At 65.2% G+C, this 24,499-nt stretch carries 25 protein-coding genes; 14 read left to right on the forward strand and 11 right to left on the reverse strand.

Annotated features, from left to right (window positions below; genetic code table 11):
• Nucleotides 1-399, reverse strand: coding sequence for a DUF7144 family membrane protein (locus NA11_RS19035; protein WP_069163279.1), 399 nt, complete (start codon nucleotides 397-399; stop codon nucleotides 1-3).
• A 407-nt stretch (nucleotides 400-806) separates the two neighbouring features.
• On the opposite strand from NA11_RS19035, the gene nrdF reads away from it, so the two are divergent.
• Nucleotides 807-1,769, forward strand: a complete 963-nt coding sequence (gene nrdF / locus NA11_RS19040) for a class 1b ribonucleoside-diphosphate reductase subunit beta (RefSeq protein WP_069163280.1) — start codon at nucleotides 807-809, stop codon at nucleotides 1,767-1,769.
• 136 nt (nucleotides 1,770-1,905) lie between these two features.
• Entirely contained in the window at nucleotides 1,906-2,520 is a 615-nt protein-coding gene (locus NA11_RS19045) for a GNAT family N-acetyltransferase (protein WP_174567699.1), read from the forward strand.
• 189 nt (nucleotides 2,521-2,709) lie between these two features.
• Here NA11_RS19045 and NA11_RS19050 read toward each other — a convergent pair whose 3' ends face one another.
• The gene (locus tag NA11_RS19050) at nucleotides 2,710-2,952 is read right to left on the reverse strand and encodes a hypothetical protein (RefSeq protein WP_069163282.1); all 243 of its coding nucleotides are present in this window, start codon (nucleotides 2,950-2,952) and stop codon (nucleotides 2,710-2,712) included.
• A gap of 417 nt (nucleotides 2,953-3,369) precedes the next feature.
• On the opposite strand from NA11_RS19050, the gene NA11_RS19060 reads away from it, so the two are divergent.
• Nucleotides 3,370-4,170: a helix-turn-helix domain-containing protein gene (locus NA11_RS19060; RefSeq protein ID WP_245745964.1), complete on the forward strand. Its 801-nt coding sequence runs from the start codon at nucleotides 3,370-3,372 to the stop codon at nucleotides 4,168-4,170.
• Complete coding sequence (locus tag NA11_RS19065; RefSeq protein ID WP_069163285.1) at nucleotides 4,167-4,349, forward strand: DUF397 domain-containing protein; 183 nt, start codon at nucleotides 4,167-4,169, stop codon at nucleotides 4,347-4,349. The genes NA11_RS19060 and NA11_RS19065 overlap by 4 nt, the downstream gene beginning before the upstream one ends.
• Nucleotides 4,350-4,472: 123 nt before the next feature.
• Here NA11_RS19065 and NA11_RS19070 read toward each other — a convergent pair whose 3' ends face one another.
• The 4 genes from NA11_RS19070 to NA11_RS19085 all read right to left on the reverse strand — a co-directional run bounded on the left by NA11_RS19070 (nucleotide 4,473) and on the right by NA11_RS19085 (nucleotide 8,886).
• Nucleotides 4,473-5,093: a hypothetical protein gene (locus tag NA11_RS19070; protein ID WP_069163286.1), complete on the reverse strand. Its 621-nt coding sequence runs from the start codon at nucleotides 5,091-5,093 to the stop codon at nucleotides 4,473-4,475.
• Nucleotides 5,094-5,172: 79 nt separating this feature from the next.
• Entirely contained in the window at nucleotides 5,173-6,249 is a 1,077-nt protein-coding gene (mraY, locus tag NA11_RS19075; RefSeq protein WP_069163287.1) for a phospho-N-acetylmuramoyl-pentapeptide-transferase, read from the reverse strand.
• 397 nt (nucleotides 6,250-6,646) lie between these two features.
• Nucleotides 6,647-8,011: a magnesium transporter gene (gene mgtE, locus NA11_RS19080; protein WP_069163288.1), complete on the reverse strand. Its 1,365-nt coding sequence runs from the start codon at nucleotides 8,009-8,011 to the stop codon at nucleotides 6,647-6,649.
• 284 nt (nucleotides 8,012-8,295) lie between these two features.
• Nucleotides 8,296-8,886, reverse strand: coding sequence for a DJ-1/PfpI family protein (locus NA11_RS19085; protein ID WP_069163289.1), 591 nt, complete (start codon nucleotides 8,884-8,886; stop codon nucleotides 8,296-8,298).
• Nucleotides 8,887-9,218: 332 nt separating this feature from the next.
• Between NA11_RS19085 and NA11_RS19090 the strand changes: the two genes are divergently transcribed.
• The 8 genes from NA11_RS19090 (at nucleotide 9,219) to NA11_RS19125 (ending at nucleotide 18,161) form a co-directional block, all read left to right on the forward strand.
• Nucleotides 9,219-10,622, forward strand: a complete 1,404-nt coding sequence (locus tag NA11_RS19090) for a glycosyltransferase (RefSeq protein ID WP_069163290.1) — start codon at nucleotides 9,219-9,221, stop codon at nucleotides 10,620-10,622.
• A gap of 132 nt (nucleotides 10,623-10,754) precedes the next feature.
• Complete coding sequence (locus NA11_RS19095; RefSeq protein WP_069163291.1) at nucleotides 10,755-11,489, forward strand: IclR family transcriptional regulator; 735 nt, start codon at nucleotides 10,755-10,757, stop codon at nucleotides 11,487-11,489.
• Between the two features lie 312 nt (nucleotides 11,490-11,801).
• Nucleotides 11,802-12,884 (forward strand): ABC transporter substrate-binding protein, encoded by a 1,083-nt coding sequence (locus tag NA11_RS19100; RefSeq protein ID WP_141717695.1) that lies wholly within the window; start codon nucleotides 11,802-11,804, stop codon nucleotides 12,882-12,884.
• The gene (locus NA11_RS19105; RefSeq protein WP_069163293.1) at nucleotides 12,881-13,738 is read left to right on the forward strand and encodes an ABC transporter ATP-binding protein; all 858 of its coding nucleotides are present in this window, start codon (nucleotides 12,881-12,883) and stop codon (nucleotides 13,736-13,738) included. The genes NA11_RS19100 and NA11_RS19105 overlap by 4 nt, the downstream gene beginning before the upstream one ends.
• Nucleotides 13,731-14,591, forward strand: a complete 861-nt coding sequence (locus NA11_RS19110; RefSeq protein WP_084654764.1) for an ABC transporter permease — start codon at nucleotides 13,731-13,733, stop codon at nucleotides 14,589-14,591. Before NA11_RS19105 ends, NA11_RS19110 begins: the two co-directional genes overlap by 8 nt.
• Nucleotides 14,592-14,616: 25 nt before the next feature.
• A complete protein-coding gene (locus NA11_RS19115; protein ID WP_069163294.1) occupies nucleotides 14,617-15,957 on the forward strand; it encodes an LLM class flavin-dependent oxidoreductase in 1,341 nt (446 codons plus the stop codon).
• 141 nt (nucleotides 15,958-16,098) lie between these two features.
• On the forward strand, nucleotides 16,099-17,046 hold the full coding sequence (locus NA11_RS19120) for a TauD/TfdA dioxygenase family protein (RefSeq protein WP_069163295.1): 948 nt from the start codon (nucleotides 16,099-16,101) through the stop codon (nucleotides 17,044-17,046).
• 122 nt (nucleotides 17,047-17,168) lie between these two features.
• A complete protein-coding gene (locus tag NA11_RS19125) occupies nucleotides 17,169-18,161 on the forward strand; it encodes an LLM class F420-dependent oxidoreductase (protein WP_069163296.1) in 993 nt (330 codons plus the stop codon).
• A 110-nt stretch (nucleotides 18,162-18,271) separates the two neighbouring features.
• On the opposite strand, the gene NA11_RS19130 is transcribed toward NA11_RS19125, so the two are convergent.
• The 5 genes from NA11_RS19130 to NA11_RS19150 form a co-directional block, all read right to left on the reverse strand.
• On the reverse strand, nucleotides 18,272-18,673 hold the full coding sequence (locus NA11_RS19130; protein ID WP_141717696.1) for a hypothetical protein: 402 nt from the start codon (nucleotides 18,671-18,673) through the stop codon (nucleotides 18,272-18,274).
• Nucleotides 18,674-18,841: 168 nt separating this feature from the next.
• Complete coding sequence (gene nrdE, locus NA11_RS19135) at nucleotides 18,842-20,947, reverse strand: class 1b ribonucleoside-diphosphate reductase subunit alpha (RefSeq protein WP_069163298.1); 2,106 nt, start codon at nucleotides 20,945-20,947, stop codon at nucleotides 18,842-18,844.
• A 38-nt stretch (nucleotides 20,948-20,985) separates the two neighbouring features.
• Nucleotides 20,986-21,450: a class Ib ribonucleoside-diphosphate reductase assembly flavoprotein NrdI gene (gene nrdI / locus NA11_RS19140; protein ID WP_069163299.1), complete on the reverse strand. Its 465-nt coding sequence runs from the start codon at nucleotides 21,448-21,450 to the stop codon at nucleotides 20,986-20,988.
• A gap of 42 nt (nucleotides 21,451-21,492) precedes the next feature.
• Nucleotides 21,493-21,726: a redoxin NrdH gene (locus tag NA11_RS19145; RefSeq protein WP_069163300.1), complete on the reverse strand. Its 234-nt coding sequence runs from the start codon at nucleotides 21,724-21,726 to the stop codon at nucleotides 21,493-21,495.
• A gap of 466 nt (nucleotides 21,727-22,192) precedes the next feature.
• Nucleotides 22,193-22,762, reverse strand: coding sequence for an NAD(P)H-dependent oxidoreductase (locus NA11_RS19150; RefSeq protein WP_069163301.1), 570 nt, complete (start codon nucleotides 22,760-22,762; stop codon nucleotides 22,193-22,195).
• A 142-nt stretch (nucleotides 22,763-22,904) separates the two neighbouring features.
• Here NA11_RS19150 and NA11_RS19155 point away from each other — a divergent pair, with 142 nt between their 5' ends.
• Together NA11_RS19155 and nadE are read left to right on the forward strand one after the other, a co-directional pair.
• The gene (locus NA11_RS19155; protein WP_069163314.1) at nucleotides 22,905-23,510 is read left to right on the forward strand and encodes a TetR/AcrR family transcriptional regulator; all 606 of its coding nucleotides are present in this window, start codon (nucleotides 22,905-22,907) and stop codon (nucleotides 23,508-23,510) included.
• A gap of 22 nt (nucleotides 23,511-23,532) precedes the next feature.
• Nucleotides 23,533-24,360: an NAD(+) synthase gene (nadE, locus tag NA11_RS19160; RefSeq protein WP_069163302.1), complete on the forward strand. Its 828-nt coding sequence runs from the start codon at nucleotides 23,533-23,535 to the stop codon at nucleotides 24,358-24,360.
• Nucleotides 24,361-24,499: the final 139 nt, after the last annotated feature.

Consider the following 24,499-nt stretch of genomic DNA (forward strand, 5'->3'; position numbering starts at 1 on the left):
CTATTCGGCGGCGAGCTGGCGGGCAAGGGCCCAGATCACCAGGACATCGATGGCGATGATGACCAGGGACCAGAACGGGTAGATCGGGGCGAACAGGAAGTTGTCCAGAATGCTGAGCACCGCCATCACAATGCCTGCGAGGTAGCCCCAGGTCTTGCCCGTGACAATGCCGAAGCCCGCGACCAGGATGAGCACCGCGATGACGACGTGGATCCACCCCCAGGTCGACACGTCGATGAGGAACACCTGGTCTTCGGAGACGACGAAGATATCGCGTCCGGCGATCGCAGCGATGGCCGTCAGCAGGTGCAGCAAACCGGTGAGCAGGATCAGGACGCCGGCGAAGATCGTCATGTCGCTGATCACCGGGCCGGTCTTGGTGGGGCCGGGACTGGTCATAACACACACTCCTTCCGAAACGCGTGCACACCTATTCGGCTCAACGTATCCCCGCGGCACGGGAAATCGGCGCAGGTCGGCGGGTGGGTCGGGCGGGCGGGTCGCGACGCGGCAAACCTGTCGCAGCTGGCGGGTGCGTCGATACACCGAGGACGCAGGAGATCCAGCAGACCGCAGGCAAACGATCGGCGGCGCGCCAGCACCGATGTGGTCGATCGCGGCCGCGTGCAGCACAATAGGGTCCGCACGCGATGACCCCGGCATTGTTCGCCTCGGTGACGTACATCGCTGCGACACAAGGTCTTGTGCTACGCGGACTTGTCACCCCCAAGGAGTAGTGTCCAAGGGAGCAAATCCGGGATAGCTCTGTGGCTGCTCAACGGGCTCGGGAAAGGTGTGGAGGCAGGATGAAACTGATCGATCGGGTATCGGCCATCAACTGGAATCGGGTGCCCGACGAGAAGGATGCCGAGGTCTGGGACCGGCTCACCGGCAACTTCTGGCTGCCCGAGAAGGTTCCGGTGTCCAACGACATCCCCTCGTGGGGCACGTTGACCGCCGACGAAAAGCAGCTGACCATGCGGGTCTTCACCGGCCTCACGCTGCTGGACACCATTCAGGGCACGGTCGGCGCGGTCAGCCTCATCCCGGACGCGCTCACCCCGCACGAGGAGGCGGTGTACACCAACATCGCGTTCATGGAGTCGGTGCACGCGAAGAGCTACAGCTCGATCTTCTCCACGCTGTGCTCGACCCGCGAGATCGACGACGCGTTCCGCTGGTCGGAGGAGAACCGCAACCTGCAGCGCAAAGCCGAGATCGTGCTCGAGTACTACAACGGCGACGATCCGCTCAAGCGCAAGGTCGCCTCGACGCTGCTGGAGAGCTTCCTCTTCTACTCGGGCTTCTACCTGCCGATGTACTGGTCCTCGCGGGCCAAGCTCACCAACACCGCCGACCTGATCAGGCTGATCATCCGCGACGAGGCCGTGCACGGCTACTACATCGGCTACAAGTACCAGAAGGGTCTGGAACTGGTCAGCCAGGCCGAGCGCGACGAGCTGAAGAACTACACCTTCGAGCTGCTGTTCGAGCTGTACGACAACGAGGTCGACTACACCCAGGACCTCTACGACGAGGTCGGCCTCACCGAGGACGTCAAGAAGTTCCTGCGCTACAATGCGAACAAGGCGCTGATGAACCTCGGCTACGAGGGACTGTTCCCGAAGGACGAAACCGAGGTGAACCCGGCGATCCTCTCGGCGCTCTCGCCGAACGCCGACGAGAACCACGACTTCTTCTCCGGTTCCGGCTCCAGTTACGTGATCGGCAAGGCCGTCAACACCGAAGACGAAGACTGGGAGTTCTGAGTCACTTCCGAATGCGGGCCTGCTGCGGATTCGTGGCAGGCCCGCTTCGGGTCACGGATCCTGTTGTCGGCCGACAGGTTCGGTAGGCGGACCAGATGCGTGCCCCGCGTAGGCCAACGGCCGCACCATGGTCACCATGGCGGACTTCGACATTCGGCCGATGCGACCCGACGACATGGCCGCGGCCTGCGACGTGCTCGCCTTCGCCTTCGCCGACAACCCGAACGCCCTCGCCGTGGTCGGCGGCGATCCGGCGAAGGCAGCCCGAATGATGCGCTCCGGCGCCAGGATCGGCAAACTCGGCCGCGCGTTCGCCGAGGTGCTGGTCGCCGAGTACGACGGTGCGGTAGTCGGCGTACTCAACGCCGCCCCGTGGCCACACTGTCAAATGGGCACCCGCGAGCGACTCCGGATCGCACCACGCATGATCGGCCTCCTTCGCACCGCGCTGCCACGGGCCGCCACCGGTATGCGGATCATGGCCGAACACGATCCGCACGAACCACATTGGCACCTCGGCCCGATCGGCGTCCACCCGATCCATCAGGGCAAAGGTATCGGCCGCCAGCTGCTGGCCGTCTTCCTGCAGCAGGTCGACGACCAGCAGCTCCCCGCACACCTGGAAACCGACGTCGACCGAAACGTGCTCCTGTACCAGAGCTTCGGCTTCGACGTAGTCGGCACCGCCATGATCCACGGCGTCGACAACCGTTTCATGTGGCGCAAAGCGCAGGCACCGCACCCATTCTGAGCCACACCAGCGGCACCCGATCGTGCCCCAGCGTGCGCACCGGACGTCCTCACCCAACTTCCTTCACCGGCCGCACCGACGCCGGAATCGCTTGCGCGTCCATCGATTACCGACTCAGCAGCGAAGCTGCCCTGGCCCGCACACGGTGAGGACGTCGTCGCCGCCGCGGTCGCGCGTACCGGCAGCCGATCACGGCTCCAGGTAGAGGCGTTCGTTGGGCAGGCGCGGGAGGGTTTCGGCGCCGTCGAAGCACAGGTCGACTGCGTCGAAGTAGGGGGTGTGGCGCCATTCCTCGATGAACGCGAGGGCGGCGGTCAGGCAGGCGGCGAAATCGAAACGGGCGCCGTGCAGGAACACGCTGAGGCGGACGTCCCAGTCGGTCGGAATCGGGGAATCTGTGCGGCCGATAATGATCTGGTCGGATTCAGGCATGAGTGTTTCCTCCGGCTCGGCGTGAACGGAATCTGCGTGGAACGTTCCAATTCGGAAAGTGCGTATTGGAACCGGATTCCGAATTTCTGTTGTCTCCGGCGGTTTTTCGTTCAATTCTGTACACCTCTGGCCTTCCAGCTGGTTTGATGCAGTCGAGATCCGATGCGGGTCCGCATTGGGATCGACTATCCGGAATACCTCCACTGCACCATCAGCGACGGCACTGCGGAGGCATTCTGGAGTGAGATCGACCAGCTTTTCGGCAAGGTTCCACAATCGCGGTCCACCTGGGTTCCAGAACGGAACCCACTCATTAGCAACCCTCCGGAGATGCCACGATGACGAATGGTTCGACCCTTCCCGCGCCGCTTGTTGGGCAGGGAGCTCCGCAAAGCCCGTGAAAAGGCAAATGTGAGCGTGGAATACGCACGCGCGGAACTCAGCGTCAGCAAACAGACGTTCTGGCGTATGGAGAACGGTCTTGCCATCAAAATCAACCCGCTGTTCGTCAAGCGGCTGTGCGAGATCTACGGGGTACCTGATGGAACAACCCAAGTCCTCCTCTCCCTTACCGAGGAGATGAAAGCAAAGGGATGGTGGCATACATTCGATGGGGCGATCCCGCCGACTTTCGGTCTTTTCGTCGGCATGGAAGACGCCGCGCACCGGGTTGTTTCGTATCAGACAACGTTCATGCCCGGGTTGCTGCAAACCGACGACTACCGCCGGGCAATGTTCTGGGCCGAGTTCCCCAACACGCCTTCCGATGAGGTCGAAACCACGGTGGCGATCGCCGCCAAGCGACGGACCCGGCTCGTCGGCGATGTACACACGCTGACATTGGATTCGTTCATCGATGAGTCCGCGCTGCGCCGCCCGACCGGCAGCGCTGCCGTCATGGTCGACCAGCTGAGGCATATCGCCGAATTCAGTCGACTACCGAATGTTTCGGTCCGCGTACTGCCGACCTCCGCAGGTATGTACAAGGGGCTATTGGTTGGCTCGTTCGTACTGCTCGAGTTTCCGCCGCACCCGACGGCCTATCTGACCGAACCGCCGATCGTATACATCGAAGGCCATGCCGGTGACTTGTATCTGGAACAACACGAGGAGGTGGCTACGTATCGCGGAGTGTGCACGGATCTCGAACGGCTGGCTCTGGATGATGCCGAGAGCCACAAGCTAATCCTTCGAATAACAGAGGAGTTCAACACATGAGCATCGACCTTTCCAACGCACGCTGGTTCAAGAGCACCCGGTGCACAGCCAAGAGAGAGTGTGTCCAGGTAGCACATCTCGCCGAAGGCATGGTCGGCGTCCGCGACTCCAAGAACCCCACCGGCCCAGCTCTAGTCTTCACCCCGGCCGAATGGGACGCCTTCCTGTCTAGCCTGTAAATCTCGACAACCCGGCGAGTCCCCAACTCGCCCAGCCAATCTCGATCCCGCGAGTGGTACACGGTGGTGACCGTCAACGGCGTGTCCGCACAGCCATGTACCACTCGCGGTTAGGGGATCGAGTCAGGGATGGCGCAGAATCTGCAAGATCTCCGTGACACCTGATGCCACCGTCTCCAATCGGCCGTCAATGCCCTCGATCCGAGTGTCCATACCCTCGAGTCGGGCATCCACACCTCCGAGTCGGGCATCCACACCCTCGAGCCGAGCATCCACACCCTCGAGCCGAGCATCCACACCCTCGAGCCGAGCATCCACACCCTCGAGCCGAGAATCCACCGACTCGAGCCTGGTCTCGACCGAGTTCAGCCGAGACTCCACTGCATCCTGACGTGATCCCAGGCTTCTGATGTCGACACTCATCGTGTCCTGACTCGCCGCCAGGTTCCCGATGTCCACACTCATCGCATCCTGACCCGCCGCCAAGTTTCCGATGTCGACACTCATCGCATCCTGACGTGCCGCCAGGTTCCCGATGTCCACGCCCATCGAAATCAACCGCGACGCCACCGAACGCCCATCCAGATCACCGATACTGGCGCGGATCTCGTCCAGGCTGACTTGCACGGCGTCGAACTGCTCGTCCATTCGAGTCACTGTGACAGTATCGCGCGTTATTTGCTCATCGCGCCAGCGTTCTAGCTCGTGCACGCGTTCTTCCAAAGTCTTCCCGTTGCCGCTCATGGGTCGAGCCCTCCCCTCATCAGCTACCGCATCGAAAATTTGTTCAGAGAGTAGCGGCTGGTACCGACAGGTTTTGAGGTCAACCGATGGCGGCCAGGTACTCGCCGTAGAAGAGCATGAGTCCGATGGCGGCGGCAATGCCTGCCAGCAGCCAAAAGCGAATGATGACAGTGGTTTCGGCCCATTTGCTGAGTTCGAAATGGTGGTGGAAGGGGGCCAGTTTGAACAGCCGGGTTCCGGTGGTGCGGAAGACGACGATCTGGAGGAGGACGGAGAGGATCTCGGCGAAGAACAGGGCGCCGACGACGGCCATGAGCAGTTCGGTGCGGGTGGTGACGGACAGCCCAGCGAGCAGTCCGCCGAGGGCGAGGGATCCGGTGTCGCCCATGAAGATTTTGGCGGGGGCCGCGTTCCACCAGAGGAACCCGATACACGCTCCGGTGCCTGCCGCGCAGACGAGGGCAAGGTCGAGCGGGTCGCGCACGTTGTAGCAGCCTGCGACCGGGGTCGTCACGCAGGCGTTGGTGTACTGCCAGAACGTGATGATCACGTAGGCACCGAGCGCGAAGCTCATGGAACCCGCGGCCAAGCCGTCCAAACCGTCGGTGATATTGACCGCGTTGGACCAGGACACCACGAGGAAGACGACGAGGATCAGGAAGACGGTCGTACTGAAGGTCACCGTCGCGATATCGCGGACGTCGGACATGTGCCTGCTGCCAGGGGTGAGCCCGGAACTGCCGGGAAAGCGCAGGGCGAGCACACCGAAGATCACCGCGGCGACGAGCTGGCCGATGTATTTGCCGGTCGCGGTCAATCCGAGGTTGCGCTGCATGCGGATCTTGATGAAGTCGTCGAGGAAGCCGACCACGCCGAGCGCGGTGGCCAAGCCGAGCACCAGCAGCCCGGAGGCGGTCGCGCCCTGCCCCTCGTGCCGCATGCCGAGCAGATGCGCGCCGAGGTAGCCGGCCCACATGCCGATGAGGATCGCGATGCCACCCATCGTCGGTGTCCCGCGCTTCGACTGATGGCTGGCCGGCCCCTCGGCCCTGATCTCCTGACCCAGCTTGCGCCGGGTGAACAGCTTGATCAACAACGGCGTCAACGTGATCGAGACCGCGAGCGCGATCATCGCCGAGTACAAGATCTGCCTCATGTGCCCCTCGAGTAGCCGTCATCGGGTGTGACAGTGATTGAACCATCAACGAGCGGACGCTTTTTCGGTGCCCGACGGCTCGACGACGGCAGCAGCCGTCGAGACCTGCCGCCGACACCACTGCACCCTCGTCCTCGCAAATGGCTTCGACGTTAGCAAGACGAACAGGTTTCCGCTGGTCACCGCCTGCGAACGTCTGGCAAGGAGCGAACGGGAAACGTGGATTCGGTGAACAGCATGCAAGATTCGCGCATCCGGCGGCCGTCCGTATGGATGTCTTTCGTGTCCGCACGCCACTCGAGTGCGGAAACCTTCGTGAGCTTCGTCTCTATACGAAACAGGACGGGGGTAGCCGGCACAGCACGATGCCATGCACCAGCCAGCTGCCGTACCGCACTCAGATGCCGAGCACCACTTTGGCGGTGGTGAAGTAGATGATCAGCCCGGTCGCGTCCACCAGGGTGGTGACCATGGGCGCCGACACGACCGCCGGATCGATCCGCAGCTTCTTGGCGAGCAGCGGCATGGTGCCGCCGATCGTCGCGGCCCACCCGCAGATCAGCACGAGCGTGACGCCGACAACCAGGGCGACCCGCAGGTCGACGAACAGCCCGCCGATCACCAATCCCGCTGCGGCAAGCATGGATCCGAGCACGAGACCGACCCGGCACTCCCGCCAGATCACCTTGAACAGATCGGAGGCCCGCACCTCGCCTACGGCGAGCGCGCGCACACAAGCGGTGGCCGCCTGGGCGCCCGCGTTGCCACCCGCGCCGATCAGCAGCGGGATGAACAGCGCGAGATGCGCGGCCTGCTGCAGCGTGCCCTCGAACAGGTCGGTGACGCTCACCGTGAGCGTCGCGGCGAACAGCAGCAGCAACAACCACAGCGCGCGATACCTGGCCAGCTGGAACACGCTCGCGGCCATGTAGTGGCCCTCCCACGGTGCGGACCCGGCCTGCCTGGCCACGTCCTCGCTGTCGGCGGCCTCGATCACCTCGACGGCGTCGTCGATGGTGAGCAGGCCGACCAGCCGGTCTTCGCTGTCGACGACCGGCAGGTTGATGTCGTTGGTCTCGCGCATCAGCCTGGCCGCCTTCTCCGCGGCGTCGGTGGCGCGCGCGAAAGCCGGTTCGGTGACGACTAATTCGTCGATCATCGTGTCCGGCGTGCTCAGCACGAGCTCGCGCAGTTCGACGATGCCGATGAGCCGCCTGCCCGCGTCGACCACGGGCAGCGTGTACACGGTTTCGGCGGTGGCGCCCTTGGCCCGCACCATGGTCAGCGCCTGCTCGACGGTGAGGTTGCGCGGCAGCGCGATCACCTCGGGCGTCATGTACTGCCCCGCCGAACCCTCGGGGTAGCCGAGCAGCGTGGCGGTCATCCGCCGCTCGCGCGGGCTCAGCCCGGCGAGCACCTTCTTGGCGACCTTCGCAGGCGCCTCACGCAGCATGCGGGCCCGGTCGTCGGGCGCCATGTCCTCGACCAGGTCGTGGAAGCTCTGGTCGCGCAGTCCCTGCAGGATCTGCTGCTGATCGACCGGTTCCAGCTCTTCGAAGACGGCGAGCGCCAGGTCCTTGTCGAGCAGCCGGAACGCCATGCCCGCCTGGACGGCGTCCATCCTGGCGAGCTGGTCGGCAATGGCGTGTGGCGGGTGGTTGTCGAGCCAGGCGAGTGCCGCGTCGACACGGTGGCTCTCGGCGATGTCCTGTAGCGATTCGGACAGCGTCGGACGTACTTCGATGACATCGGTCTGCGACATGGGGGGTCCTCAGCAGAGTTGCGTGAGTGAACAAGAACGCGAAAGTTCACACCGCGGGCGCCGGCCCCTGCCTACTCAGGAATGCGAAGGGGCGACGCCGCGCGGCCTTCGACTGGGAGGTTCGTTGCGCATGACAACCCCACCTCCTCCTCGTCACTGCCGTGGACCTAGGACATCCACGCCATCACTGAAAACCTGGTTTGGACGCGAAAGCATCCCTGAGCAGGATACAGCCAAACGGACAAGTTGTTCACCACGAACGAGCTATGCGGTGCCGCCGACGATCAGACCGGCGGCTCCGGGTCGTACTGGATCAGGCGGCGCACCTCGGCGGCGCGCTCGGCACTCGCCAGCCTGCGCACGAGATGCAAGGCCATGTCGATGCCCGCGGACACTCCAGAGGAGGTGATGACGTCGCCGTCGTCGACGTAGCGATCCTCGGTGCGGATCTCGATGGTGGGGTCGAGGTCGGCCAGCCGGTCGAGCGACTTCCAGTGCGTGGTCGCCGGCCGTCCGGCCAGCAGTCCCGCGGCCGCGAGGACCAGCGAACCGGTGCACACGCTGGTGATCAGCGGGGTGACCGCGCGTTGCGCGCGGGTCCATTCGAGCATCGGCTCGTCGTTCACCATGGGTCTGGTGCCCATGCCGCCGGGGAAGATCAGCACGTCGCGCCGCGGCGCGGTGTCGAAGGAGTACGTCGCTTCGATCCGCATCCCTTTCGCGCAGGTGACCAGGCCGCCGTCCAGAGAGAAGGTGAACACCGTGTAGCCGTCGTCGGGGAAATGTTGGGTCCAGAAAGCGAGCACCTCCCACGGACCGACCGCGTCGAGCTCCTCGACGCCGGGGAACAGCAGCAGACCGATGGTGCGCGTCATGCTTCTCCTCTCACCGCGACGAACCGCAGGTCAGCCGTCAGGCGGTAGCGGTAGGTCACATTCGATCAACATTCTCGCCAGGTAAGGCAACCACCCGCCCCAGGGACAAGCCAGTTATTTGCCAGAGACACGCACAACAGTTTCCCAATTTTTCATACCTCAAGTTCGCTTCTTGAGCATCCGACAAACTGGTCACCGATCCCTGACCCCAGAAAAGCCCTTGCATCGCTGCTAATACCGCACCGAAGCACGTGCCTACGCCCGTTCCATCGCGCGAGAAAGTATCGACAGTCCGGGAGACACGCCCATTAGCCAAGAGTTAGCCTGTCTCCATGACCAAAATACTGGCATTCACCTCACCGGCCAAAGGACACCTGTATCCGGTCGCGCCGGTACTGGCAGAGCTGGTATCCCGTGGCCACGACGTCACTGTGCTGACGATGCCGGACAGCGAAGAGGCACTGCAGCAATTCGGCATCGCGGTGCGCGCGCTGCCACCGGCGCTGGCGAACGACACCCTCCACGATTGGGCGACCACCTCGCGGATCGGCGCACTGCGCGCGACCGTGCGCGCCCTCGTCGCGCGCATCCCCGACGAGATCCAGGCACTGCGGGCCGCGATCATCGCCGAACGACCCGACGCACTCCTGATCGACGTCACCGCGACCGGCGCACAGATCCTGGCCGCCGCGAGTGGCCTGCCATGGGCTGCCTGGTCACCGATCCTGCTGCCGATCCCCTCACGCGACGTGCCACCCTTCGGACCAGGACTGCGGCCGATGGCGGGACGACTCGGCCGCGCCCGCGACGGCATCGTGCGGTGGTACCTGAACCGCCGCTGGAACGAAACGCTGCCGCAGCTCAACCACATGCGCGAGTACTACGGGCTGGAGCCGCTGGCGAACCTCGTCGACTACCTCAGACAAGCGCCACTGATGCTCAACTTCACCGCACCACCCTTCGACGACGTGCGCACCGACTGGCCCGCATCGGTCCAGCAGATCGGGCCGGGGCTCTGGGCGCCGGACGCCGAGCCGCCCGCCTGGCTCGACGAGATCGACCGGCCGCTGGCACTGGTCACCTGCTCGACCGAATTCCAGGACGACGGCAGGCTCGCCCAGATCGCGATGGACGCGCTGGCCGACAGCAGCCTCTACACGGTCGTCACCACGGGCGCGCTCGACCCGGCGAGCTTCACGGTCCCGCCGAATGCGCGAGTCGAGCAGTTCATCCCGCACCACCTGCTGCTCGATCGCACCACCGTGGTGATCTCGCACGGCAACATGGGCGTCACCCAAAAGGCTTTGGCCGCAGGCGTTCCGGTGTGCGCCGTGCCGTTCGGCCGGGATCAGTCCGAGGTAGCGCGCCGGGTGGTCAGCAACGCGGCAGGCAGCTGGCTGCCCGCGAAACGGCTGACCGTCGCCAACCTCCGCGTCGCCATCGATGCGGCGGCGCGCTGCCGAGACGGCGCGGCCACGGTCGCCGCCGGATTCGCCGCCGCGGGCGGCACACTGCGTGGCGCGAGCTTGCTCGAGCAGCACTTCGCCGGACACCACCACACACCGAGGGTCGAGGCCCCGGTCATCCACACCTCGCACCCCTATCCCATGAATGAAGCAGCACCGCTGATCACCCCCGAAGAGACGAACCCCATGGTCGAGGGCACCGACGGGGCCGCGCCGAACGACGAATCCCACGATCCCGCACCGGGTTCGGATTTCGAACGCGGACGCTGAGCGATACCGGCAGGCCCACCTTCCGTCGCGGACGTACCGCCGCCCATTAGACGCATCCGGCGTCGAAGGGTTGTGCACCGGTCGACCGCGCGCGACGGTGGATGGCCGGATCGAAACAGCGAGGAGGGGCACATGGCCGCCGCCGATCAGCCACGTTCAGGGTCGCAGGCCGTGGAGCGCGCCATCCACCTGCTGAACTGCTTCGAAGGCGACGACCCCGAGCTGTCGATCAGCGAATTGGCGCACCTGGCAGGCATTCCGGTGAGCACCGCGCATCGGCTGGCCCAGGCCCTGGTGCGTGGCAGGCTGCTCGAACAGGATCAGGCCACCGACCGGTACCGGGTCGGCCACGGCCTGGCGACGCTGGCCGCACCCGCGCTGACCAGGCTCGGGATCGATGCGGCTGCACCACACCTGTACGCACTCGCGGCGGGCATCCGGATCACCACGAGCCTCAGCGTCGTCGACGCCAAGGAGGCGGTGACGATGCTGCAGGCCCGGCCGCCGGTGCATTTCTGCGCCCATCAGCTGCCGCGCCTGCGCCAACCACTGCGATCGAGCGCATCGGGGCGCGCCCTGCTGGCGCATCTGCCCGCAGCACCGCATCTGGCCACCGAGCTGGATCTGGTGCGGCGCAAAGGTTTTGCGGTCGAGGAGTTCGACGGGGTCGACGACCCGGTGCGGTCCATCGCGGTGCCGGTGTTCGGGGCGGACAAGCAGGTGTGGGGTGCGCTGAGCGTCCAGGCGCGCTCGGCTCGACTGAACGACGAGCTGGTGCGCGAGATCCTGCCCGCGATGCGGCAGATCGCCGTGCGCATCGGCGGCGTCGTGCAGAACAGTTCGGCGCCGGGCATATTCACGGCGTAATTAAATTCACCGCGGTTTTCACAATGTGGAATGAGCGTTGTCTGTCGCAGCGCGCGGCAACACGATAGAGGTCAACCGGGTGCCGACGGCACCGCACCCAGCTTCACGGAAGTCTCGAAGAGTTGATACCTACCGCGCTGATCCGCCGCAGGGCGATCGACCTCATGCGCGTGCCGCACGGGATCTGTCGCCGCTGACGCGCAGTTCCAGCGCACTGCGCCGCGCCGCGGCGACCACGTCGCCTTCCGCTCAATTCTTTTGCCGCCGTGCATGTTCCACTGTCGCGCGCGGTCTTCTCGAAGGACATCAACCATGCCCTCCTCCGCACCTCCGTTGCGCGCCGTTCGCGCGCTCGCCGCCGCCATCGCCCTGGTCACCAGCGTTTCCGTTCTCACAGGCTGCGGCACGTCCGAGCCGGGCAGCACCGCAGACGGCAAGACCGTTTTCCGGTATCAAGGCGCCACCGGCCAGGTCTCCCCCTTCGAATTGGCCGACGATCTCGGCTATTTCTCCAAGATCGCACTGCGCTGGGTGGGTGACACCACCAGCGGCCCGGCCAATATTCAAGCGGCGGCGACCAATCAGGTCGAATTCGGCAGCGCGTTCAACGGCGCGGTGGTGAAACTGATCGCGGGTGGGGCGAAGGTCACCTCGGTGCTCAGTTCCTATGGTTCGGACGACCAGTCGTTCACCGGGTACTTCGTCCGCGACGACGCGGGCATCAATTCGCCGCGCGATCTCATCGGCAAGAAGGTCGGCATCAACACCCTCGGCGCACACCACGAGTTCGTCACCCGAGAGTGGCTGCACCAGCAGGGTCTCAGCGAAAAGGAGATCAAGCAGGTCGAGCTGACCGTGGTGCCGCCGGCGAACACCGAGGACGCGCTGCGCAAGGGACAGATCGACGTCGGCGCCCTCGGCAGCGTGTTCCGCGAAACGGCCGTCGAACGCGGCGGCATCCGCCCGCTCTACACCGACAAGGCCCTGTTCGGCACGTTCGACTACGGCACCTATGTGTTCCGCAACGACTACCTCGCCAAAAACCAGGAAGCCGTCAAGGATTTCGTGCAGGGCACCGCGCGGGCGACGCGCTGGCTGCAGGTCACCCCGCGCGACGAGGCGGTGGCCAGGCTCACCTCGATCATCGAGAAGCGCGGCCGCAACGAGAACACCGGCCTGCTGAAGTACTGGCGCAGCTCCGGCATTCCGGTGCCGGGCGCGGTGATCGCCGAGAAGGAACTGCAGATCTGGATCGACTGGCTGGTGCGCAACGGCGAGCTGAAGGACGGCCAGTTGAAGGCCACCGACCTGTTCACCAACAAGGACAATCCGTACGCGAACGGCACGTACACACCGACGAGTGGACCGGCAGGCGAAGTGGTGGCCGCGAAATGACCGCCACCGCAAAGCTTTCGCTGACCCACGTGCGCAAGCAGTTCGCGATCCGCGGTTCGGCCGAGAATTTCACCGCCATCGACGACATCTCACTCGACCTGCGCGACGGCGAGTTCCTTGTCCTGGTCGGACCGAGCGGCTCCGGCAAGTCGACACTGCTCGACCTGCTCGGCGGCCTGACCACGCCGACCTCCGGTGAGATCCTGCTGGACGGCAAGCCTGTCACCGGTCCAGGCCTCGACCGCGGCATCGTCTTCCAGCAGTACGCACTGCTGCCGTGGCGCACCGCCCGGAGCAACATCGAATTCGGCTTGGAGGCAAAGGGATTGCGCCGCAAGGCGCGACGGGAACTCGCCGAGCACTATCTGGAGTTGGTCGGCCTGACCGGTTTCGGCGATCGCTATCCGCACGAACTGTCCGGCGGCATGAAGCAGCGCGTCGCCATCGCCCGCAGCCTTGCCTTCGACCCCGAGGTGCTGCTGATGGACGAGCCGTTCGCCGCGCTCGACGCACAGACCCGGGAATCCTTGCAGGACGAGCTGTTACGCATCTGGCGAGCCACCGGCAAGACGGTGCTGTTCATCACGCACGGCATCGACGAGGCCGTGTACCTCGGCCAGCGGGTCGCGGTGCTGACCTCGCGACCGGGCCGGATCAAGGCGGTCGTCGACGTGACGATCGACCGGGAGGCAGGGGGTGACACTCGTTCGTCGGAACAGTTCAGGGACTACCGCCACGAGATCTGGTCGCTGCTGCAGAGCGAGGTACAGCGTGCCGCGACGCTGGAACGAGAGTCGCTGTCCGACACCACGACCCATGCCGACACCGCGACGGAAAGGCTGACCCATGTCTAGTGCGGTGAGTGTGGTCCTGCCCCGACGAGCGACGGCGGCACGGACAACAGGCGGGAACGCCCTCGGATCGCGGGCGGCCCGGCTGATCGGTCGCGTCGCATGGCGGACGTTCAAGCCGACCGTCGTGATCGCGTTGTTCCTGCTGCTGTGGCAGCTCGCGCCGACGTTCGGCCTGGTGGATGAGGTCTTCCTGCCGCCGTTCTCAGTGGTCGCGCAGGCGTTCGTCGACCTGGCCGCGAGCGGTGAGCTGTGGACCCACGTGTCGGCCAGCCTGAGCCGGTCGCTGGCCGGGTACGCGATCGCACTGCTCGTCGCCATCCCGGTGGGTGTGTCGATCGCCTGGTACAAGCCGGTGGCCGACTTCCTCAACCCGATCCTCGAGTTGTTCCGCAACACCGCCGCGCTGGCCTTGCTGCCGGTCTTCATCCTGATTCTCGGCATCGGCGAAACCTCGAAGGTCGCCCTCGTCCTGTACGCGAGTTTCTTTCCGATACTGCTGAACACGATCACCGGCGTCCGCACCGTCGACCCGCTGCTCATCAAATCGGCTGTGTCCCTGGGCCTCTCGCCGGTGCGGCTGTTCCAGAAGGTGATCATGCCCGCCGCGCTGCCGTCGATCTTCACCGGCCTGCGGATGGCGGCGGCAGGCTCGATCCTCGTCCTGCTCGCCGCCGAGATGTTCGGGGCACGAGCGGGACTCGGCTACCTGATCACCGCGGCACAGCAGAACTTCCAGATCCCGAACATGTACGCGGGCATCCTCGCCATCTCACTGCTCGGTCTCACCTTCAATGGCCTGCTGGTCACCCTCGAACGCCGGTTCTCGCGCTGGCGCACCGAACCGAACGCCTGACCCCGCGACCCAAGGAAGCACACCCATGTCTGGTAAACAGTTCCACCTCAACGCCTTTCTGCTCGGTGTCGGGCACCACGAAGCCGCGTGGCGGCACCCGCGCACCGAGGCGCATCGGGTCCTGGATGTCCGGCACTTCCAGGAGCTCGGCCGGATCGCCGAGCGCGGCAAGCTCGACTCGGTGTTCTTCGCCGACGGACTCGCCGTCGGCCCGCGCATCAAGCGCAACACCCTCGCCGTGTTCGAGCCGATCACGCTGCTGGCCGCGATCGCCGCCGCCACCAGCCGGGTCGGGCTGATCGCCACCGCGTCGACCACCTACCACGAGCCGTTCAACCTGGCCCGCGTCTTCGCCTCGCTCGACCACCTCAGCGGTGGCCGGGCAGGCTGGAACATCGTCACGTCGGCGGGCGAGGACGAGGCGCTCAACTTCGGCTACGACCGCGTGCCCGAACATGCGCGCCGCTACGAGCGGGCCCAGGAGTTCGTCGAAGTGGCCACCAAACTCTGGGACAGCTGGGCGGCCGACGCGATCGTCCTCGACGCCGAGGCAGGCGTCTTCGCCGACCCGGACAAGGTGCACACCATCGACTTCGACGGGCCACGCTTCCAAGTCCGCGGTCCGTTGAACACGCCGCGCCCGCCGCAAGGCAGGCCGCTGCTGGTGCAGGCCGGATCATCGGAGAGCGGAAAGGAATTCGCCGCGCAGCACGCCGAGGCCGTGTTCACCGCGCAGCGGACACTGGCCGAAGGCCAAGCGTTCTACCGGGATCTGAAGTCGCGATTGCCGAAGTACGGCCGCACCGCCGACGAACTCAAGGTGCTGCCGGGTCTGGTGCCGTTCATCGCCGACACCACGGAAGCGGCGCTCGCACTCGAGCAGGAGTTCACCGATCTGATCTCCCCGGACTACGCCCTGCGGCAACTGTCCACCCTGCTCGGTGTCGACCTCACCGAGCACGCACTCGACGCGCCGCTGCCGCCGCTGCCGTCCGAGCACGAGATCGAAACGCACAAGAGCAGATTCACGCTGATCAAGGAGTTGGCGACGAACGAGAACCTGACCGTCCGGCAGCTGATCGGCAAGCTCGGCGGCGGCCGAGGACACCGGACCTTCGCAGGCACGCCGACCCAGGTCGCCGACGAACTGCAGAGCTGGTTCGAAAACGGCGCCGCCGACGGGTTCAACATCATGCCGCCGTACCTGCCGGGCGGACTCGAGGACTTCGTCGACCAGGTGGTGCCGATCCTGCAGGAGCGCGGGCTCTTTCGCACCGACTACACCGCGGACACGCTGCGCGGGCACTATGGGCTCGACCCGGTCGAGAGCCAGTTCGCGCCGGTGCGGGCCGAGGCAAGCGCATGACTGTCGATCGCCGCGGTCCCGAATTGCCGTGCCGCCGTTGACGAAACGGCGCGAGGTCGACTTCATGCGGGTGTGCCGCAGTGCCTGTTGTCTCGGCGATCGAACCCAGCAGCCCATCCCCCTTCTCTGAACGAGGTCCCCATGACCACGGTGCACGAACCATCCACCACGATCGCCGCCACGGACGCGGTGCGGATCACCCCGGTCGCCGGCTACATCGGCGCCGACGTCGCCGGCGTCGATCTGCGCGCGGAGCTGACCGACCGCGAGGTCGAGCAGATCACCGCCGCGCTGCACAAGTACAAGGTGCTGTTCTTCCGCGATCAGCACATCGGTCATGCCGAACAGATCGCGTTCTCGCGGCGCTTCGGCGCGGTCACCCCGTCCCACCCCTACGACGACGACGCGCCGACGGACTTCCCGGAGATCCTCGCCGTCGACAGTCGGCTGTACGAGAAGCGGTTCGGCGTCAAGAAGTTCAGCTACACCAACTTCTGGCACACCGATGTCTCGCCGCTGATCAACCCGCCCGCCGCCTCGATCCTGCGCGCCGAGATCGCGCCGGAACAGGGCGGGGACACCGGCTGGACGAACCTCGTCGCCGCCTACGAGAACCTGCCTGCCGCCCTGCGCGAGTTCGTCGACGGGTTGCGCGCCGAACATCGGTTCGGCGGCAGCAGGCCCGTCTGGAACGCGGACAGCGACTACGCCAAGAAGGTGGCCGCCGCGCCGTTGGTGACCGAACATCCGGTGGTCCGGGTGCACCCCGTGACCGGCGAACGCGCGCTGTTCGTCAACCCCGGCTTCACCACCCGCATCGTCGGGCTGAGCCCCGGCCAGAGCGACGCGGTGCTGAAGCTGCTGTTCGACGAGGTGGCGAACCCGGCCTACACGGTCCGGTTCCGCTGGGCGAAGGGCAGCATCGCGTTCTGGGACAACCGGGCGACCGCGCATCTCGCGCCGAGCGATCTGGATCATCTCGACGTGACCCGGGTGCTGTACCGCACGACGCTCGAGGGCGATATCCCGGTCGGCGTCGACGGCACGCCGTCGACGTCCGTCTCCGGGGCGCAGTTCACGGGAGCGTAGTCGGCAGGCCTGGCCGGCCGCTGCGCGGGCGTCCGGCCAGGCCGCTGAAATGGGGGCATGCCTCGATCGACCGATCACCGGACGATTGGCTAGGTTTGAGGAAACACACGAAGGAGATATCTGTGCGCTTCGGCATCTTCATCCCGCAGGGTTGGCGACACGATCTGGTGGGCATCGACCCGGCGGACCAGTGGCGGGTGATGCGTGATCTGGCGCACCGCGCGGACGCCAGTGACATCTGGGAATCGCTGTGGGTGTACGACCACTTCCACACCGTTCCGGTGCCGACCGAGGAGGCGACGCACGAGGCGTGGACGCTGATGTCGGCGTTCGCCGCGTCCACCTCGCGGATCCGGCTCGGGCAGATGTGCACCGCGATGAGCTACCGCAACCCGGCGTATCTGGCGAAGGTCGCCGCGACCGTCGACCTGATCTCGGGCGGCCGGGTCGAGATGGGCATCGGCGGCGGCTGGTACGAACACGAATGGCGCGCTTACGGTTACGGCTTCCCGTCGGCCGGTGAGCGGCTCGGTCGCCTCGACGAGGGCGTGCAGATCTTCCGGCAGGCGTGGACCGAGGGCAAGGCCACCCTGGACGGCAAGTACTACCAGGTCGACGGCGCCATCGTGCGGCCACTGCCGGTGCAGGAGGGCGGGATTCCGATCTGGATCGCGGGCGGCGGCGAGAAGAAGACGCTGCGGATCGCGGCGCAGTACGCGAAATACACCAACTTCAGCAACGACCCGACGGAATTCGCGCAGAAGTCGGAGATCCTGCGCGCCCACTGTGCCGACGTCGGCACCGATTTCGACGCCATCGTGCGGTCGTCGAACTTCAACGCGGTGATCGCTGCCACCGAAGCCGAAGTAGAAGAACGACTTTCGGCGATCCAGGCGAGGCTCGCCACGGCGCTCGGCGACGACAAAGCCAAGGAGTACGTCGACGGCATGTTCCGTCCGTCAGCCGCCGTCGGCACCCCGGAGCAGGTGCTCGAAAAGCTGTCCGCGGTCCGCGATCTCGGCCTCGGCTACGCCATCTTCAACTTCCCCGAGTCCGCATACGACACCTCCGGCATCGAGCTCTTCGAACGCGAAGTGGCACCGGGTCTGCGCTGAGGGTAGGCGGGCAGCCGACACGTGTCTGCCATCTACCAACGAACGGGTGGTCTTTCATGGGAGACCACCCGTTTCGCTTTGTCCGAGTAGGGATTTCGCCGGCGGCGTGGTCAATCCTCGGCGGACCCGCCGAGGGTCTTCAGATCGAGGTCGGCGAGCCGTAGCTCGGATCTCGGCGCCCAGAATCGGATCCGCAAGACTCCCGACTCGACGTGGCAGTCCGGCTCACCGCCCGCGCCTTCGGCCATGGGCCAGCTGGCGGTCAACGCCAGCACGACCTCGTCCTGAAAGTCGGCGAGCTGCTGCTCGAGCGCACCGCAGCACACGTCGAGCCGGTCGAGGCCGAGCCCGAGCGATGTCGAGGCCAGCACGCGCGAGTGCCCGTCCACCGTCTCGCGCAGCACGAGATGATCACCCGACGCCTCGATGTGGAAGGGCTCGGAAATATGTGCGTCCAGCTGTGCCGCAATGTGCATCAGCACCGGCGGCAGCGGCCACGTGTTGCGAAACATGTTGATCCCCAAAATCCGGCCGCCGCCCAACTCCCAGGGAGCAGCAGACCAATGTGCCACGATAACACGAGCGTCGCCGCAGCTACCCACGTCGTTACATAGCCCGCGGACGCGAAACGAGCGGCCCCCCATGGGAGACCGCCCGCTTCGGGTGGTGCAGCTGCGCGACTACAGCATGCAGGACACGCAGCCCTCGACTTCGGTGCCCTCCAACGCCATTTGGCGCAGGCGGATGTAGTAGAGGGTCTTGATGCCCTTGCGCCACGCGTAGATCTGGGCGCGGTTCAGGTCGCGGGTGGTCGCGGTGTCCTTGAAGAACAGCGTCAGCGACAGGCCCTGGTCCACGTGCTGGGTGGCCGCGGCGTAGGTGTCGATGATCTTCTCGTAGCCGATTTCGTAAGCGTCCTCGTAGTATTCGAGGTTGTCGTTGGTGAGGTAGGGCGCCGGGTAGTAGACGCGGCCGATCTTGCCTTCCTTGCGGATCTCGATCTTCGACGCCACCGGGTGAATGGAACTGGTGGAGTGGTTGATGTAGGAGATCGAGCCGGTCGGCGGGACGGCCTGCAGGTTCTGGTTGTAGATGCCGTGCGCCATGACCGACGCCTTCAGCGTGCGCCAGTCGTCCTGGGTCGGGATGTGCACCCCGGCCTCGGCGAAGATCTGCGCCACCCGTTCGGTTTTCGGCTCCCACACCTGCTCGGTGTACTTGTCGAAGTACTCACCGCTGGCGTACTTCGACTCCGGGAAGCCACCGAAGTAGCTGCCGCGCTCCTGCGCGATCAGGTTCGACGCCCGAATCGCGTGGTAGACCACGGTGTAGAAGTAGATGTTGGTGAAATCGATGCCCTCGTCGGAGCCGTAGTGCACCCGCTCACGGGCCAGGTACCCGTGCAGGTTCATCTGGCCGAGGCCGATCGCGTGTGACTCGTTGTTGCCCTGCTCGATCGAGGGGACCGAGTAGATGTGCGTCTGATCGGAGACCGCGGTCAACGCCCGGATCGAGGTCTCGATGGTCTGCGCGAAATCGGGTGAGTCCATCGCCTTGGCGATGTTCAGCGACCCGAGGTTGCACGAAATGTCCTTGCCCACCTTGGCGTAGGACAGATCGTCGTTGAACAGCGACGGCGTCGAGACCTGCAGGATCTCCGAGCACAGGTTCGAGTGGGTGATCTTGCCCGCGATCGGGTTCGCCCGGTTCACCGTGTCCTCGAACATGATGTACGGGTAGCCGGATTCGAACTGCAGCTCGGCGATGGTCTGGAAGAACTCGCGCGCCTTGATCTTCGACTTGCGGATCCGCTTGTCGTCGACCATCTCGTAGTACTTCTCGGTGACATTGATGTCGGCGAACGGCACACCGTAGATGCGTTCCACGTCATACGGCGAGAACAGGTACATGTCCTCGTTCTTCTTCGCCAGCTCAAAGGTGATGTCGGGGATCACCACACCGAGCGAGAGGGTCTTGATGCGGATCTTCTCGTCCGCGTTCTCCCGCTTGGTGTCCAGGAACCGGTAGATGTCCGGGTGGTGCGCGTGCAGGTACACCGCGCCCGCACCCTGTCGCGCGCCGAGCTGGTTGGCGTAGGAGAACGAGTCCTCCAGCAGCTTCATGATCGGGATGACACCCGAGCTCTGGTTCTCGATCTGCTTGATCGGCGCGCCGTGCTCACGAATGTTGCTGAGCAGCAGCGCGACACCGCCGCCGCGCTTGGACAGCTGCAGCGCGGAGTTGATGGAGCGCCCGATGGACTCCATGTTGTCCTCGATGCGGAGCAGGAAGCAGGACACCGGCTCGCCGCGCTGCTTCTTGCCCGAGTTGAGGAAGGTCGGGGTTGCGGGCTGGAAGCGGCCGTCGATGATCTCGTCGACCAGCTTGCCCGCGAGCACCTCGTCGCCGGCGGCGAGGGTGAGCGCGACCATGCAGACGCGGTCCTCGAACCGTTCCAGGTAGCGCTTGCCGTCGAAGGTCTTCAGCGTGTACGAGGTGTAGTACTTGAACGCGCCGAGGAAGGTGGGGAACCGGAACTTCTTGGCGTAGGCCTGCTGGAACAGCTGCTTGATGAACCCGCGACTGTACTGCTCGAGCACCTCGGGCTCGTAGTACTTCTCGTCGACCAGGTAGTCCAGCTTCTCGTCCAGGTTGTGGAAGAAGACGGTGTTCTGGTTGACGTGCTGCAGGAAGTACTGGTGCGCGGCCTCGCGGTCCTTGTCGAACTGGATCTCGCCGTTGGGGCCGTACAGGTTCAGCATCGCGTTGAGGGCGTGGTAGTCCATGACCTCGGCGGCGTCCGCCCCGCGGGCGGAAGACTGCTCTAAGCGAGCCGTTTTTCCGGCCGGTGCTGTCGTTGTTGTTGCCAAAACAATCCCAATCCCTCTCGGACGCGCTCGACGTCCTCGGCGGTTCCCATGAGTTCGAAGCGATACAGGTAGGGCACCCCGCACTTGCGCGAGATCACCTCACCCGCGGAGCAATAGGTATCGCCGAAGTTCGTGTTTCCTGCCGCGACGACCCCGCGCAGCAAGGCACGGTTGTGCGGATCGTTGAGGAACTTGGCGACCTGCCGCGGGACGAATTCCTTGTCGGATCTGGTTCCCCCCATGACGTGCCGACCGCCCCCGTAGGTGGGCACGATCAGCACGTAGGGTTCGTCGACGCGCAGCGAATCAGCGGTGTGCAATGGAATGCGAGTCGCTGGGAGGCCCAGCTTCTCGACGAAACGATGGGTGTTCTCCGAGGCGCTGGAGAAGTAGACCAGCGCAGCTGTCCCGTTGGACATCGGCCACTCTCCTCCCGGCGGAACGTCGAACGGCGTAGCCGGTCAGGCCGCGACGGTGGCCAGCGACTTGATGCGGTCGGGCCGGAAGCCGGACCAGTGATCCTCACCGGCCACGACGACCGGGGCCTGCAGGTAGCCGAGCGCCATGACGTAGTCACGCGCCTCGTCGTTCTCGGAGATGTCGATGACCTCGTAGTCCACCCCGGCCTTGTCGAGAGCCTTGTAGGTGGCGTTGCACTGGACGCAAGCGGGCTTGGTGTACACGGTGACGGTCATTGGTGTCCCTCTCTCCTTGTGCCTGATCCACAGCCTGTGATCCGAATGCTGATCGTTGTCGAGCGACCTGCTGATCGTTTCCAGCGACTGCGAGCAGTCACTGAACGCGCGATCCGACGTAGCTGCGCAAACTCCTGGATCTGGCCTTGAATCCCCTGCTCAGCCCCTTCGAGCCGATGTTCGCAGAGCCGGGTGCCATGCCGTCTTCCAGTACCGAAGACACTACACCTAGTGGCCGACAGATTCATCCAACACGACATGTTGCGAGTCACATTGATGAAATTCCCAGGCGGTAAGTACCTGGACGCTCGATTCGCAACCCGACACGACCGTGGCGCAGATCACAATTTCATACCGCAGCTTATATTCAGCAAACTCCATGGACAGCAAAGAGGGCCGTCCATGCATCGCAAAGACGACCCTCGCTGAGACCGGTTCGGAAGCTTACACGGTGGCAAACCGGCGATTACACGGTGGCGAACTGGCCCTGTGCCGCCTCGACCAGCTCGTGCACGGTCGCGGCCAGCTTGGTCAGCGCCTCGGCATCCTCGCGCGGATGCGTGCTGCCGAAGCGCTCGCCGATCGTGGCGAACTGCAGATGCGCGGACTCGACGACCGACGCGCCCGCCACGCCGAGCGACTTGACCGTGTCGCCATGCGCCCACTGCGCCGCGCGGGGGCTGATCGACGCGCTCACCACCGCGGCAGGCTTGCCCTGGATGGCGCCGACACCGTACGGCCGCGACACCCAGTCGATGGCGTTCTTCAACACGCCGGGCAGCGTGCCGTTGTACTCCGGGGTGACGAAGAGCAGGCCGTCCGACTCGGCGACGGCCTTGCGCAGCGCCTCGGCGGCGGGCGGTACGGCGCCGGGGACATCGAGGTCCTCGTTGTAGAAGGGAATGTCGGCGAGGCCCTCGTACAGGGTGATCTCGACACCGGCAGGCGCGGTCTGCGCGGCGGTCTCGGCAAGCTGCCGATTGATCGAGGCTGCGCGAAGACTTCCGACAAGAGCGAGGATGCGGGTCGTGGTCATGACATCTCCTGGTGTACTGAATGGTGGTGTCCGAACTTTCATCAGTGACTAACCGGACCGTGGTCCGATTACTTCCCGCGGAGAATGCGTGAGCGCCGTGAGCTACCCCACATCCGATCGTCCCGCCCCCGGGGAAGGGCAGCTGCTCGGCGTCGGCACACCGCTGCTCGGCGACACCGAGCCGGCCGAACGCGCCGACGCCGCCCGCAACCGGCAGTTGCTGCTCGACGCCGCGCAACAGCTGGTCCGCGAGCAAGGCGTCGACAGCCTGACGATGGACGCACTCGCCAAAAGAGCAGGCGTCGGCAAAGGCACCGTGTTCCGCCGGTTCGGCAGCCGGTCAGGGCTGCTGATGGCGCTGCTCGATCACGCCGACCGAAAGTTCCAGGAGGCATTCATCTTCGGGCCGCCGCCGCTGGGGCCCGGCGCACCGCCCGCCGACCGGATCGTCGCGTTCGGCCGCGCCCGACTGCTCGACATCGACGTGGAAGGCGAGCTGTACCGTGCCGCCGAGGAAGGCGCGGCAGGCGACCGCTACTCCGGCGCGCCCTACGGTCTGCTCAAGCGACACGTGACGATGCTGCTCAGGGAAGCACAGACGCCGGGTGAGATCTCGTTGCTCGCCGACAGTCTGCTCGCCACGCTCAGCGCCGGGTTGGTCATGCATCAGATGCACGTGCAGGGCTACAGCCGCGACCAGATCGGGGACAACTGGGAAGCCTTGGTTCGTCACGTTGTTTCACGGTGAATCGTCAGTAAAGTTAGCTGGCATGCGGAACCTGCGCGAACAGATCACGACCGAACTAGGCGTCCAGCCGACCATCGAACCCAAGACCGAAGTGCGACGCCGGGTCGATTTCCTCAAGGATTATCTGAACGCCTCTCCCGCACAGGGTTTCGTGCTCGGCATCAGCGGCGGACAGGACAGCGCGCTGACGGGTCGGCTGTGCCAGCTCGCGGTGGAGGAACTGCGCGCGGACGGCGCCGACGCGACGTTCCTCGCGGTGCGGCTGCCCTACGGCGTGCAGTCCGATGAGGTCGACGCGCGGATCGCGCTGCGCTTCATCCAGCCGGACAAGTCGGTGTCGGTGAACGTGCGACCGAGCGCGAACGCGACCGCAGGCGAAGTTGCCTCGGCGCTGAAGATCGACAAGCTCCGCGATTTCGTACGCGGCAATATCAAGGCACGCGAGCGCATGGTGATCCAGTACGCGCTGGCAGGCCAGCAGAACCTGCTCGTCGTCGGCACCGACCACGCCGCAGAGGCAGTCACCGGCTTCTTCACCAAATACGGCGACGGCGGCGTCGACCTCACCCCGCTGACCGGACTCACCAAACGCCAAGGCGCCGCACTACTGCAGGAACTCGGCGCACCGGCCAGCATCTGGTCGAAAGTGCCGACCGCCGACCTGGAAGACGACCGCCCCGCACTACCCGACGAGGAAGCGCTCGGCCTGACCTACCGCGAGATCGACGACTACCTGGAAGGCGAGGACGTCACCCCCGAGGTCGCCGACCGCATCGAAACGATCTACCTGAACACCAGACACAAGCGAACCGTCCCGGTAACCCCCCTCGACACCTGGTGGCGGGACTAACCCGCCGGAACCGCTCACCCTTTGCTTTCGCGCACACGATTTCACCAGCGATCCGGCATACGGGAGACCAAAAACTGTGCAGCTCAGCCTCTTTGATCTCGAAGACCCCGAGACGAGACCACCACGCCCCGTTCCGGAG

The sequence above is a fragment of the Nocardia altamirensis NBRC 108246 genome (assembly GCF_001612685.1).
GTDB lineage: Bacteria > Actinomycetota > Actinomycetes > Mycobacteriales > Mycobacteriaceae > Nocardia > Nocardia altamirensis.